The 13,087-nt window shown below is 71.4% G+C and carries 11 protein-coding genes; 2 read left to right on the forward strand and 9 right to left on the reverse strand.

All coding sequences use genetic code 11. The features are described from left to right. The first annotated feature begins 38 nt into the window (after positions 1-38). Entirely contained in the window at positions 39-620 is a 582-nt protein-coding gene (locus DEJ18_RS10475) for a TetR/AcrR family transcriptional regulator (protein WP_111210882.1), read from the forward strand. Between the two features lie 72 nt (positions 621-692). On the opposite strand, the gene DEJ18_RS10480 is transcribed toward DEJ18_RS10475, so the two are convergent. The 5 genes from DEJ18_RS10480 to DEJ18_RS10500 all read right to left on the reverse strand — a co-directional run bounded on the left by DEJ18_RS10480 (position 693) and on the right by DEJ18_RS10500 (position 7,497). Continuing rightward, positions 693-1,283 carry a substrate-binding domain-containing protein gene (locus DEJ18_RS10480; RefSeq protein ID WP_181434227.1) on the reverse strand — a complete coding sequence of 197 codons (591 nt, stop codon included), beginning with the start codon at positions 1,281-1,283 and terminating at the stop codon, positions 693-695. Positions 1,284-1,361: 78 nt separating this feature from the next. Further along, the gene (locus tag DEJ18_RS10485; RefSeq protein WP_111210880.1) at positions 1,362-2,765 is read right to left on the reverse strand and encodes an MFS transporter; all 1,404 of its coding nucleotides are present in this window, start codon (positions 2,763-2,765) and stop codon (positions 1,362-1,364) included. A 77-nt stretch (positions 2,766-2,842) separates the two neighbouring features. Further along, on the reverse strand, positions 2,843-3,988 hold the full coding sequence (locus DEJ18_RS10490) for a cystathionine gamma-synthase (protein WP_111080600.1): 1,146 nt from the start codon (positions 3,986-3,988) through the stop codon (positions 2,843-2,845). Between the two features lie 125 nt (positions 3,989-4,113). Next, a complete protein-coding gene (locus tag DEJ18_RS10495; protein ID WP_111210879.1) occupies positions 4,114-5,478 on the reverse strand; it encodes a cystathionine beta-synthase in 1,365 nt (454 codons plus the stop codon). A 138-nt stretch (positions 5,479-5,616) separates the two neighbouring features. Continuing rightward, positions 5,617-7,497 (reverse strand): ABC transporter ATP-binding protein, encoded by a 1,881-nt coding sequence (locus DEJ18_RS10500; protein WP_111080602.1) that lies wholly within the window; start codon positions 7,495-7,497, stop codon positions 5,617-5,619. Positions 7,498-7,707: 210 nt separating this feature from the next. Between DEJ18_RS10500 and DEJ18_RS10505 the strand changes: the two genes are divergently transcribed. Then, positions 7,708-9,120, forward strand: a complete 1,413-nt coding sequence (locus DEJ18_RS10505; protein ID WP_111210878.1) for an amino acid permease — start codon at positions 7,708-7,710, stop codon at positions 9,118-9,120. 342 nt (positions 9,121-9,462) lie between these two features. Here DEJ18_RS10505 and rplL read toward each other — a convergent pair whose 3' ends face one another. From rplL to DEJ18_RS10525, 4 genes are all read right to left on the reverse strand, one after another. Continuing rightward, on the reverse strand, positions 9,463-9,846 hold the full coding sequence (gene rplL / locus DEJ18_RS10510; RefSeq protein ID WP_110824614.1) for a 50S ribosomal protein L7/L12: 384 nt from the start codon (positions 9,844-9,846) through the stop codon (positions 9,463-9,465). 54 nt (positions 9,847-9,900) lie between these two features. Beyond that, complete coding sequence (gene rplJ / locus DEJ18_RS10515) at positions 9,901-10,416, reverse strand: 50S ribosomal protein L10 (RefSeq protein ID WP_111080604.1); 516 nt, start codon at positions 10,414-10,416, stop codon at positions 9,901-9,903. A 302-nt stretch (positions 10,417-10,718) separates the two neighbouring features. Then, a complete protein-coding gene (locus tag DEJ18_RS10520; RefSeq protein WP_111210877.1) occupies positions 10,719-12,317 on the reverse strand; it encodes a sensor histidine kinase in 1,599 nt (532 codons plus the stop codon). 14 nt (positions 12,318-12,331) lie between these two features. After that, positions 12,332-13,072, reverse strand: a complete 741-nt coding sequence (locus tag DEJ18_RS10525) for a response regulator transcription factor (protein ID WP_111080606.1) — start codon at positions 13,070-13,072, stop codon at positions 12,332-12,334. Positions 13,073-13,087: the final 15 nt, after the last annotated feature.

Below are 13,087 nucleotides of genomic sequence, written 5' to 3' on the forward strand. Positions count from 1 at the left end.
GCGTCGGGAGCCGTCGCGAACGAGATGGGAGGAGCGTCATGGTCGACGCTCGGATCCTGCACACCACCGCCGCCCTCCGGGAGGCGGTGCTCCGACTCGCGGCCGACCGCCCGGTCTCCGAGATCACGGTCGCCGACGTCACGCGCGCCGCCGGCATCAACCGGGCGACGTTCTACTCGCGCGCCGTCTCCCCCGGTTCGCTGCTCGCCGACGTGCTCACCCCCGAGCTCGACCGCATCCGTGCTGACGACGCCGAAGCACACCGTGCCGCCGTCGACCGCGGTGCCGGCCCCGAGGAACTCGCTGCCATCACACGACGCGGCATCGACGCCGTGGTCGACCACGTGACGGCCCACCGGGACATCTACGCCCGGGCGCTCCCGGACCCGAACGACGCCTCGCTGCACCGCCTGCTCGTCGAGCACTTCACCGTCTCGAGCGCGATGCACATCCGCGAGCTCGACCCTGCCGTGAAGCCCGACATCATCGACGAGGTCGCCGCCGGCTTCGTGGCGCAGGGGTTCGTCGGCGCGATCGAGGCGTGGCTCGGTGGCCCGCGGCGCTCGCGGAAGGCGCTCGTCGAGACCATCACGCGCTCGTTCCCGGCCTGGTGGCGCTGACCGGTACCCGTCTCGCGGTCCGGGCACGGTCCTCCAGCCCGTCAGCGCCGACACCACGGACGGGGACAGGCGCTACTGCGCGGGGTCGTCGCCGTCCTGCGGCTCCTCGCCGCGCTGCAACGAGGCCACCATGTCGACACTGCGACTGACGAGGTCGGCGTCCGAGTCCGCGCCGTCGATCCGGTAGTCCGACGCGAGTCCGTCGTTCCCGCCGCCGGACGAAGGCAGTGCGCTGCCGAGTGCCACGACGACCACACCGGCGTCATGCGCGTCGCGGAGTTCGGCCCGCAGGGCGTCGGGGTCGGCGGCCCGCACGAGGAGCGCCTTCGCCCCGGTGCCGACCAGGTCGCGCACGGCGGCACGCTGCCGGGCCGGCTGGTCGGAGCCGGCCACCCGGACGTCGGGTCGGAAGCCGGCCTCGGTCAGGTCCTCACGGAACAGCGTCGCCAACGAGCGCCCGTCGCCCGAGTCGCTCGGGGTGGCGGCGTCCCCGGTGAGGACGACGCCGATCACCGCGTTCTCGGCGAACCCGCCGTCGGAGCTCGTCAGGTCGGTGCTCCGCACCGGCGTCGGCGCCGTGGTCGTCGTCCCGCTGCACCCCGAGAGCGTGAGCGCGCCGACGGCCAGGGTGGCGGTCAGCACGGCTGCGGCGTTGCGACGCACGGGTCCTCCTCGGTCCGGGTCTGCCAGGCTACCCGCCCGACGACCCCGGCGACGGGCGGTCGACGTCGGCCCGCGCGGTCAGCCGACTGCGGTGACGGACGGTACGGACACCGGCGGCGCCGGCACGGGTCCGAGCCGACGGACCGCCACCAGCCCGACGAGGGCGATCACCGTCATCGCCGTGAACACGAGGGCGAATGCCCCGGGCTCGTTGCGTCCGCCGGCGGTGGTGAACAGCAGTCCGGCGACCGCCAGCCCGACGACGCTGCCCGAGGCGTCGGCGATGGTCAGGGCCGAACTCGCGAAGCCGTCGTCGCCCTCGCGCGAGAACCGGAGCGTGAGCATCGACGTCCGCGGGTACGCCACGCCCATCCCGGCGCCGCCGACGAACCACCCGGCGACGAGCACCCACACCGGCAGGTCGAACAGCGCGACCGCGAGCGCCGACAGCAGGCTCACCAACACGAGCACCAGCCCGGTCCCGAACGCGCGAGCCGCCGGCAGCCGCGTCTCGCCCAGGCGTCCGTGCAGCCAGCTCGCACCGGCCCAGCTCAGCGCGGCCACGGTGAGCGCGAGTCCGGCCGCCGAGGGCTCCAGTCCGTGCTGGGCCTGCAGCAGGAAGGGGACGTAGGCCTCGCTGCCGAAGAACCCGGCCGCCAGGACCCCGCGGAGCAGCACCACGGACGGCAGTCCGGCACCTGCCGTGAAGGTCCGTCGGGGCAGGAGCGGTCGGAGTGCCACCCAGGCGCCGAGGAGCCCGACCACGACGGAGGCGAGCCGGACCGCGACCGGCAGGTCGGGGGCGAGGTTGAGGAGGAGCACGGCGGCGGACGCGCCCACCGACCAGGCGATGCGGCCGCGCTGCCAGGGCGGTCGGGCCTCCGGTGCGGGCGGGCGGAGGTGCCGCAGCGTCGGGACCAGACAGGCGAACGCGACGACGGCGATGACCAGCGCACCGGCGAAGACCCAGTGCCATCCGACCGCGTCGGTCACGATGCCGGCGACGGCCGGTCCGACGAGGGCGGGGACGACCCACGCGGCCGCGAACCCGGCGAACACCGAGCCGTGCAGTCCGGCCGGGAAGACCCGGGCCACCAGGACGTAGAGCACGACGTCGATCGCGCCCGCGCCGAACCCCTCGACCAGGCGCCCGGCCAGGAACACCGGCATCGTCGGAGCGAGCATCACGACCGCGGTGCCGATCGCGAAGAGCGACGCGGACACCCACGCGACGATCCGACCGCCGGACCGGTCGGTCCAGTTGCCCGCGACGACCATCCCCGGCACACCCGCGGCGAGGGGCGCGGCGAAGCTCAACGAGTACAGCGTCTCGCCGTGCAGGTCGTCGGAGATGACCGGCATGATCGTCGTCATCGCGAGGTTCTGGAAGGCCGAGACAGCGACGATCGCGACCATCCCGATCGTCGCCACGAGGTACCGGGGCTCGAACAGGCTCGCCCGGGTCGCCGTCGTGGAGGTCACTCGGTCATCGTAGGACGCCGGGTCCGGGCGTCCGTGTCAGCGGGGGCCGGACGTGCCCCGGTCCCCGCTGCCCGACATCAGCGCTCGAGCGCCTGCTGCACGTCCGCGACGAGGTCGCCGGCGTCCTCGATGCCGACCGACAGGCGGACGACGTTCTCCGGCACGGCGAGTTCGGTGCCCTTCACCGACGCGTGCGTCATCTCGCTCGGGTACCCGATGAGCGACTCCACCCCGCCGAGCGACTCCGCCAGCGCGAACAGCTCGGTCGACTCGGCGAACCGCTTGGCGGCGTCCGGGCCTCCGGCGAGCGCCACCGAGAGCATGCCGCCGAACCCGCGCATCTGCTTCGCGGCGACGTCGTGCCCGGGGTGCTCCGGCAGACCCGGGTAGTACACGTGCTCGACGGCCGGGTGCGCGAGCAGGGCCTCGGCGACGGCCTGCGCGTTCGAGGAGTGCCGCTCCATGCGGACGCTGAGGGTCTTGATCCCGCGGATGGTGAGCCAGGCGTCGAAGGGTGACGAGATGGCACCGCCGCCGAACTGCACGAACTGCACCGCGTCGGCCAGCTCCTGGTCGCGCAGCACCACGGCACCGCCGACGACGTCCGAGTGTCCCCCGAGGTACTTCGTCGTCGAGTAGACGACCACGTCGGCACCGAGCGACAGCGGCTGCTGCAGCGCGGGCGACGCGAAGGTGTTGTCGACCACGACGAGCGCGCCGGCCTCGTGTCCGACGGCGGCGAGGGTCTCGATGTCCGCGATCTTCATGAGCGGGTTCGTCGGCGTCTCGACCCACAGCACGGTCTTCGCGGGGGCGTCGGCGAGGGCGGCTCGGACACGGTCCGGCTCGCTCATCTCGACGGTGACGAGGTCGACCCCCCACGGCACGTGCAGCCGGTTCGCCAGGCGGTGGGTCCCGCCGTACACGTCGTTGCCCATCACGATCCGGGCGCCCGGCTCGAGGTAGGCGCGCAGGAGCGCGTCCTCCCCCGCCAGCCCCGACGAGAACGAGAAGGCGGCGACGCCGCCGTCGAGGTCGGCGAGCAACGTCTGCAGCGAGTCGCGGGTCGGGTTGCCGGAGCGGGAGTACTCGTACCCGCCGCGCAGTCCGCCGATGCCGTCCTGCACGTAGGTCGAGGTCAGGAACAGCGGCGGGATGACGGCGCCGGTGGCGGCGTCGGGCTCCTGGCCGGAGTGGATGGCGCGGGTGCTGAACTCGGTCATGTCTCGGGTGCCCCTTCCTGGAGGCTCGGTACGACTGGGTGGGACGGTCGCGGCCGCGCGCGACGGGGCTGCTGCGGCCGGTGGGGTGACGGTCGGCCCCGCGGTGCGCGGCCGAGCGTCCGTCGTCATTCGGAGAGGTAGGTGAGGAGGTCGTGTCGGGTGAGGACCGTCACCGGCTTGCCGTCGCCGACGACGAGCAGCGCATCCGCCGACTCCAACGCCCGCCGCGCGGCCGAGACGGACTCGCCGATGCCGATGAGGGGCAACGGGTCTCCGACGAACGGGGTGAGTGCGTCGGCCATCGCCGCTGCACCGGTGAACACGTGCTCGAGCAGGGCCCTCTCCTCGACCGCACCGACGACCTCGCCGATGACGACGGGCGGTTCGGCACTGAGGACCGGCATCTGCGAGACGCCGTACTTCGTCATGATGTCGACGACGTCGCGGACGGTGTCCGAGGGGTGGGCGTGCACGAGGTCCGGCAGGCGTCCGTCCTTGCCGGCGATGAGGTCGCCGACGGAACGCTCGTCCTCGGTCTCCGCGAATCCGTAGGAGCGCATCCACCGGTCGTTGAAGATCTTGCCGAGGTAGCCACGACCACCGTCCGGCAGGAGCACGACCACGACGTCGTCCTCGCCGAGGTCATGGGCGGCGCGGAGTGCTGCGACCACCGCCATGCCGCTCGAGCCGCCGACGAGCAGGCCCTCCTCGCGTGCGAGACGGCGGGTCATCGCGAACGAGTCCGCGTCCGACACGGCGATGATCTCGTCCGCGATGTCGGGGTCGTACGCGCTCGGCCAGAAGTCCTCGCCGACGCCTTCCACGAGGTAGGGCCGGCCGGTGCCGCCCGAGTACACCGAGCCCTCGGGGTCGGCTCCGACGATGCGGACGCGCCCGTCGGACGCCTCCTTGAGGTACCGACCGGTGCCCGAGATCGTGCCGCCGGTGCCGACGCCGGCGACGAAGTGCGTCAGGCGCCCGTCGGTGTCGCGCCAGATCTCCGGCCCCGTCGTCTCGTAGTGGCTGCGCGGACCGTTCGGGTTCGCGTACTGGTTCGGCTTGTACGCGCCGGGGATCTCCCGCACCAGGCGGTCGGACACCGAGTAGTACGACTCCGGGTCCTCCGGGGCCACGGCCGTGGGGGTGACCACGATCTCCGCGCCGTACGCCGTGAGGACGTTCCGCTTGTCCTCGCCGACCTTGTCCGGGAGCACGAAGACGCAGCGGTACCCGCGCTGCTGGGCGACCAGCGCGAGGCCGACACCCGTGTTGCCCGAGGTGGGCTCGACGATGGTGCCGCCGGGCCGCAGCTCGCCGGACGCCTCGGCGGCGTCGAGGATCCGGGTGGCGATGCGGTCCTTGGCGGATCCACCGGGGTTGAAGGACTCGACCTTCACCAGGACGGTCGCCCGGATCCCCTCGGTGACGCGGTTGAGCTTGACGAGCGGGGTGTCGCCGACGAGGTCGATGACGGAGTTCGCGTAACGCACCCGACGAGTCTAGGTCGCGTGCCCCGCTGTGCGACGTCCCGCGACGAACACCCAGCCGGTGTCAGCCGAGGGCGAACGAGCGGACTGCTCGTCCGCGCGCAGCGCACCCGAACAGCCGCTCCGACGGGGGCCGTCGGGTCATTCGCGAGCTGCCACCACCGGGTCGCTCTGCTGCTCGTGCAGGGTGGCGTACGTCCCACCCAGCGCGAGGAGTTCGTCGTGCGTCCCCTGTTCGACGATCTGCCCGTGGTCGAGCACGAAGACGACGTCGGCGTCCCGGATGGTCGACAGGCGGTGGGCGATGGAGATCGTCGTCCGGCCACGGGCCGCGGTGTCGAGCGCCGCCTGCACCACACGCTCCGAGATGGAGTCGAGCGCGCTCGTCGCCTCGTCGAGGACGAGCACGGGCGGGTCCTTGAGCAGCACCCGGGCGATGGCGATGCGCTGCTTCTCGCCGCCGGAGAGTCGGTACCCCCGCTCCCCCACCACGGTGTCGTACCCGTCGGGGAACGAGGCGATCGTCTCGTGGATGTTCGCCGCCCGCGCCGCTCGCTCGAGTTCGTCGTCGGTCGCCCCCGGCTTGGCGTACCGCAGGTTGTCGCCGATGGACGCGTGGAACAGGTACGTCTCCTGGCTCACGATGCCGATGTGCGCCATGAGGTCCTCGTGCACGAGGTCGCGCACGTCCTGCCCCGCGAACCGCACCGAACCGGCGGTGGCCTCGTACAGTCGCGGCACGAGGTACGAGATCGTCGTCTTGCCCGCGCCGGACGGCCCGACGAAGGCCGCGAACTGCCCGGGCTGCAACTCGAACGACACGCCCCGCAGGGTGGGCTTGTCGGGTTCGCCGTCCGGGTAGGAGAAGGAGACGTCCTCGAACGCGACGTGCCCGACCCGGTGCTCGTCGACCGGCTTCGCCGTGGCGGAGTCGGTGATGGCCGGCTCCAGGTCGAAGTACTCGAAGATCCGGGCGAACAGCGCCCCGGAGGTCTGCAGGTCGAGCACCACGCGGAGCAGTCCCACGGTCGGGAACAGCAGCCGGGACTGCACGGTGGTGAACGCCACGATCGTGCCGGCGGTGATCGGGACGCCACCCTGGATCAGGTAGGCAGCCACCAGGTAGATGACGGCGGGGATGATCGACAGGAAGATCTGCACGATGGCGAAGAACCACTGGCCGGACATCTGCTGCCGGACCTGCAGGCCGATCTGGTTCCGGTTCTCGTCCCCGTAGCGGTGGATCTCGCTGCGCTGCTGGTTGAAGCTCTTGGCGAGCAGGATCCCCGACACGCTCAGCGTCTCCTGCGTGATCGCCGTCATGTCGGACAGCGACTCCTGGGTCTGCGCGGCGATCCGGGCACGGACCTTGCCGACCTTGCGCTGCGCGATGACGAGCAGGGGCAGCAGGACCACCGCCACCAGGGTCATCTGCCAGCTGAGGAGCAGCATCGCGACGACGGCCGCGATGACGGTCACCGTGTTGCCGAGCACCGACGAGATCGTGTTGTTCAGCACGCTGGCGACGCCGCCGACGTCGTTCTGGAGTCGGCTCTGGATCACGCCGGTCTTCGTGCGGGTGAAGAACGCCAGTTCCATCCGCTGCAGGTGACCGAACAGCCGCATCCGCATGGCACCCATGACCTTGTTGCCGACCGTCGCGGTCAGGTAGGTCTGCCACACCCCGATGCCGGCGCTCGCGATCCAGAGCCCGATCATCGCGCCGACCAGCACGGCGAGCACCGGGACGTCCGGGCCACCCTCCGGCGGGAAGAGACCGCGGTCGAACGCCTGCTGGGTCAGCAGCGGCGGGATGACCGACAGGGCCGCCCCCACCAGCACGAGCACGACCGTCAGGACGATCGCGCGTCGGTGCGGCACGAACAACCCGGCGATGCGACGGAGCAGGTGCGGGATCTGCGGGGCCTCGGCGTTCGCCGCGCGCTGCGCCTCGGGGTCACCGCTCGAGATCCGACCGCGACCGCCGCCGCGCATCCCGCCGCCGCCCGCGACGGAGTCCATCCGACTCATCCGCACCCTCTCCGCGCCGTCCGGCGTCGTCCTCGGATGAATGTACGCCCGCGGGCGGACCCGGCCCGACCCGTTCGCCGAGGGCGGTGGACGGAGGTGATCCGGGCCTCCCGTGTGGAGGGACGGACACGACCGGTTTGGACCCCGTCCGAGGGCCGTGGGACGATGACCCGTCCACCGCCAGCGCTCCCGTGAGGTCCCATGTCGTCCGCGCCGTCACTCAGCCACCAGCTCCTCCGGCGCAAGCCGGTCGACCAGCTCCGCGCGGAAGCGGCTGAAGGGGTCGACGGCCAACCGCTCCGTCGGACGCTGGGCGTCTGGCACCTCACCATGATCAGCGTCGGCGCGACGCTCGGCACGGGCATCCTCGTCGTGCTCGGCACCGCCGTGCCGCTGGCCGGCCCCGCGGTGTGGATCGCGTTCGTGGTCGCCGGGGTCGCGGCGCTGCTGTCCGCGCTGTCGTACGCCGAGATGGCCGGCGCGGTGCCCACCTCGGGGTCGAGCTACTCGTACACCTACGCGACCATGGGCGAGGGGATCGCCTGGATCTGCGGATGGTGCCTGGTCCTCGAGTACGCGGTGTCGGTCGCCGCCGTCGCCGTGGGTGCGAGCGAGTACGTCGACGAGACGCTGCGGGTGTTCGGACTGCACCTGCCCACCGTGCTGTCCGCGCCTCCCGGCGACGGCGGGTTCGTCAACCTGCCCGCGGCGGCGCTCGTCCTCATCGCGATGCTGGTCCTGCTGCCCGGGGCGAAGGAGAGCGCCTGGGTGAACACGCTCATGGTGCTCGTGAAGATCGCGCTCCTGGTGTTCTTCGTCATCGTCGCCTTCTCGGCGTTCCGCGTCGGGAACTTCGAACCACTCGCGCCGATGGGGGCCGCGGGTGTCAGCGCGGCCGCCTCCCGGCTCTTCTTCTCGTACATCGGCTTCGATGCCGCGTCGACCGCGGGCGAAGAAGCCGAGGACCCCCGCCGGGACCTGCCGCGCGCCATCATCGGGTCGATCGCCCTCATCACCGCGCTGTACATCCTGGTCGCCGTCGCGGCCATCGGCGCTCGGTCGTGGACGTCGTTCTCCGCGGACGAGGCGTCGCTCGTCCGCATCGTCGTCGACGTCACCGGGCAGCCCGTCGTGGCGCTCGTGTTCTCGATCGGTGCCGTGATCGCGATCGCCAGCGTGGTCCTCACCGTCCTCTACGGGCAGACCCGGATCCTCCTGTCCATGGCTCGGGACGGGCTCGTGCCGAAGGTGTTCGGGCGGGTGTCGCCGCGCACGGGTACCCCGATCGCCAACACCCTCATCGTCGGCGTCGTGGTCACGATCGTGTCCGCACTCGTGCCCCTCGGTGAGCTCGCCGACGCCACGAGCATCGGGACGCTCATCGCGTTCGCCCTCGTGAACATCTCGGTGATCGTGCTCCGTCGGACGCAGCCGGACCTCGAGCGCTCCTACCGCGTGCCGCTCTTCCCCGTGGTGCCGGTGCTCGGCGTCCTGTTCTGCCTGTTCCTGGCGGTGACGCTCGGCACGGGGACCTGGATCGCGTTCGGCATCTGGATGGTCGTCGGCGCGGTCCTGTACTTCGCGTACGGCCGTCGCCACAGCACGCTCGCGTAGGCCGAGAAGCACGCCAGCGGAACGTTCGATCCCGAGGAGTTCGAGCACGCCCTTCCCCGCCGACCCGCACGAGGATCGCGTCGCGCGCGTCTGGTCGCTGCGGCGCTCGACGTCCGACATCCGTGAGGACCAGCTGCGCCGCCTCCCGGAGGTCCGGACCGTCGTCTGACGGCGCCACCGGCCCGAGGTTGCCCGGGCGGACAGGATCAACCGGCCGGGAGGCGCACCCCGTCAGCCCAGCCGAGGCCCGGCTCCGCCACACCCACACCTGCCCACCACTCCCGCACACGACGAAGGCCGCCACCCCGAGGGGCAGCGGCCTTCGTGACCAGGAGGTCGGACTCAGACGAGCTCGACGGTGGCGCCAGCGGCCTCGAGGGCAGCCTTCGCCTTGTCGGCAGCTTCCTTGTTCGCACCCTCGAGGATCTTCGCGTCGGCGGTCTCGACGAGCGCCTTGGCCTCGCCCAGGCCGAGCGACGTGAGGCCACGGACCTCCTTGATGACCTGGATCTTCTTGTCACCGGCCGACTTGAGCACGACGTCGAACTCGGTCTTCTCCTCGACCTCCTCGGCGGGGGCAGCAGCGCCACCGGCCGCGGCGACCGCGACGGGGGCAGCAGCGGTGACCTCGAAGACCTCTTCGAACTTCTTCACGAAGTCCGAGAGCTCGATGAGCGTGAGCTCCTTGAAGGCCTCGATGAGCTCGTCCTGCGAAAGCTTCGCCATGATTTTCTCCTACTACTTACTGATGCGTGGTGTGGTTGTGGAACGCGTGCCTGGTCAGGCCGCGGACTCCTGCTTCTCGCGGAGGGCGTCCACCGTGCGGACGGCCTGCGAGAGGGGTGCGTTGAACAGGTACGCAGCACCGAACAGCGAGGCCTTGAAGGCGCCGGCGAGCTTGCCGAGCAGCACTTCGCGGGACTCGAGGTCGGCGAGCTTGTCCACCTCGGTCGCGGTGAGCGGGTTACCGTCGAAGTAACCGCCCTTCACCACGAGCTCGGGGTTCGCCTTGGCGAATGCACGCAGCGACTTCGCGACGGCGACGGTGTCACCGTGGACGAAGGCGAGAGCGGACGGACCGGCGAGCTCGTCGTCGAACGACGTGATGCCTGCCTCGTTGGCCGCGATCTTGGTCAGCGTGTTCTTCACCACGGCGTACGTGGCGTGCTCACGGATCGAGTTGCGGAGCTCCTTGAGCTGCGCGACCGTGAGACCGCGGTACTCGGTGAGCAGAACGGCGTTCGAGCTACGGAAGGACTCCGTGAGCTCGGCGACCGCAGCTTCCTTGTTCGCCATGGTTCTCCTTGGGGTTCTTGCTGGCAGCCCCTGGTCCACGAACGAAAAAAGCTCCGGCGCAGAGGCTCGGAGCTGCTCCCGCACGACGTGTGGGAGTGGTTCTGAACACCTGCGCGGGCTGCCTCGTGACGAGGACCTTCGGCCACTGTCCATGCGTGAGCACAGCAGCGACGACCAGCGGTCTTTGGCTGAGAAGAACGGTAACACATCCGAGTGGCGTTCCGGAACCCCGCCCGCGGCCAGGAGGCCCGGCATGCGCACGCCCCGGGCGTGCCGGCCCGCGGCCAGCCGGGACCGGTGGCTCAGGACCGTTCCGGGACGCCCGACCACGCCTCCGCCGACGTCGGCGGCGCCGTGTCGGCAGGAGAACCCGCCGCCCCTGGTCGGTCACCCGAACCGACTCCGCCGTCGCCGACACCCCGGCCAGCAGCAGGACCAGCGACAGCGACGTCACCGGCCCCGCTCGTCGCCCGCTCCCCCGGTCGCTCCGGCAGGTGCACCGTGAAGACCGTCTCCCCCGGCCGGCTCGTCACTCCGACCCGTCCGCCGTGCGCCTGCACGACCGCGTCGACGATCGCGAGGCCGAGCCCCGTCGACCCGGCGGTCCGGGAGCGCGAGCTGTCGGCGCGCGCGAAGCGCTCGAAGAGCTTCGGCAGGAACTCCGGGTCGATGCCCTGCCCGTCGTCGCGGACGGTGAGGTCGACGCCGCCGCCGTCGGCCGCAGGCACCCGGGCGAGGCCGACCGTGATGCGTGTGCCGTCGGGCGTGTGGGTCCGCGCGTTCGTGACCAGGTTGACGATCACCTGGTGCAACCGGGCGGCGTCCCCGACGACCTCGACGGGGTCCTCCGGCAGGTCCACCTCGATCGGGTGGTCCGGCGAGGCGGCGTGTGCGTCGTTGACGGCGTCGAGCACGAGGCCGGTGAGGTCGACGTCGGCGAACTGGATCTCGCGCCCTTCGTCGAGTCGTGCCAGGAGCAGCAGGTCCTCGACCATCGAGGTCATCCGGACCGACTCCGACTCGATGCGGCTCATCGCGTAGACCACGTCCGGCGGCAGGTCACCGCCCATCCGGCGCGTCAGTTCGGCGTAGCCGCGCACCGAGGCGAGCGGCGTCCGGAGTTCGTGCGACGCGTCGGCGACGAACTGCCGGACCTTCTGCTCCGAGCGCTCGCGGGCCTGCATGGCGCCGGCGATGTGCCCGAGCATCCGGTTGAAGGCGGCGCCGACCCGACCGACCTCGGTCTCCGGGTCGTCGTCGGGTACGCGGATGCCGACCAGTGCGTCGCTCCGCTCGAGCGGCATGCGCGCGACGGTCGAGGCCGTCTCGGCGACCCGGTCGAGCGGCCGGAGGGCTCGGCGGACCGCGGCCGTCGCGACGAGGGACGCAGCGAGGAGGGCGAGCCCGGTGACCACGAGCACCACCCCGAACAGCTTCCACACGCTCTCGTGGACGGGTGCGAGCGGCAGCCCGACGACGAGGACCGCGGGCCCCACGGTCGCGGCGCTGACGCGGTAGCTCCCCAGGCCCCCACCCAGGTCGATCGTGTGCGGGCGCCCGTCGACGCGGACGGTGCCGAGCGGCCGGACGGCCGAGGCGGACAGGCGGTCGACGTCGCCCGCGTTGTCCAGGACGCTGCCGACCACGACGCTGCCGTCGAGGAAGTAGACGGTCAACGTCCCGGCGGCCTGCCCGGACGGCCGACCGATGTCGAGCCCGGGTCCGTTCGGCCCCTGCTGCTCGACCGAGCGCTGCGCGCGGTTCGTGGCGTACTGCAGTTGCTCGTCGATCGCGGACCGTTGGATGGAGAAGAGCGCGACGATGCTGCCGCCGCCGATCACCGCGCTCACGGCGACGACCAGGGCGACGATGCTCAGGACGAGCCGACGACGGAGGGTCATGCGGGTGCGACCGCTCAGGAGGTGGGCTTGATGACGTAGCCGACGCCGCGCACCGTGTGGATCATGGGCTGCTCGCCGGCGTCGATCTTCTTGCGCAGGTAGGAGATGTAGATCTCGACGACCGACGACTTGCCGCCGAAGTCGTACGACCACACGCGGTCGAGGATCTGCGCCTTCGAGAGCACGCGGCGGGGGTTGCGCATGAGGAAGCGGAGCAGTTCGAACTCCGTCGCGGTCAGCTCGATGGCCCGTCCGGCTCGCGAGACCTCGTACGACTCCTCGTCGAGCACGAGGTCGCCGACGACGATGCGGGAGTCCCCGGCCTCGCTGATCGAGATCTGCGACCGACGGATGAGGCCCCGGAGTCGCGCCACGACCTCCTCCAGCGAGAACGGCTTCGTGACGTAGTCGTCCCCACCGGCGGTGAGCCCGGTCACACGGTCCTCGACGGAGTCCTTCGCGGTGAGGAACAGCACCGGGGTGTCGTCGTTGTTCTGGCGCAGTCGGCCGAGCACCTGCAGTCCGTCGAGGTCCGGCATCATCACGTCGAGCACCATGGCGTCGGGCTGGAATTCGCGCGCCTTCGCCAGCGCGTCCTGACCGCCGTTCGCACTCCGGACGTCCCAGCCCTCGTACCGGAGCGCCATCGAGAGCAGGTCGGTGAGGCTGGCCTCGTCGTCGACGACGAGGATGCGCAACGGGGAACCGTCGGCACGGGTGAGGCGCGGGGCTGCGGAGGGCTGGGAGATGGTCACGTCTTCGAGTATCGA

The sequence above is a fragment of the Curtobacterium sp. MCSS17_015 genome (assembly GCF_003234265.2).
Classification (GTDB): domain Bacteria; phylum Actinomycetota; class Actinomycetes; order Actinomycetales; family Microbacteriaceae; genus Curtobacterium.

What these genes read in the sequence shown, in the direction of transcription:
- DEJ18_RS10475 (WP_111210882.1), top strand. Translation starts at nt 39, where the DNA reads ATGGTCGACGCTCGGATCCTGCACACCACCGCCGCCCTCCGGGAGGCG.
- DEJ18_RS10490 (WP_111080600.1), bottom strand. Translation starts at nt 3,988, where the DNA reads ATGACCGAGTTCAGCACCCGCGCCATCCACTCCGGCCAGGAGCCCGAC.
- DEJ18_RS10500 (WP_111080602.1), bottom strand. Translation starts at nt 7,497, where the DNA reads ATGGACTCCGTCGCGGGCGGCGGCGGGATGCGCGGCGGCGGTCGCGGT.
- DEJ18_RS10505 (WP_111210878.1), top strand. Translation starts at nt 7,708, where the DNA reads ATGTCGTCCGCGCCGTCACTCAGCCACCAGCTCCTCCGGCGCAAGCCG.
- rplL (WP_110824614.1), bottom strand. Translation starts at nt 9,846, where the DNA reads ATGGCGAAGCTTTCGCAGGACGAGCTCATCGAGGCCTTCAAGGAGCTC.
- rplJ (WP_111080604.1), bottom strand. Translation starts at nt 10,416, where the DNA reads ATGGCGAACAAGGAAGCTGCGGTCGCCGAGCTCACGGAGTCCTTCCGT.
- DEJ18_RS10520 (WP_111210877.1), bottom strand. Translation starts at nt 12,317, where the DNA reads ATGACCCTCCGTCGTCGGCTCGTCCTGAGCATCGTCGCCCTGGTCGTC.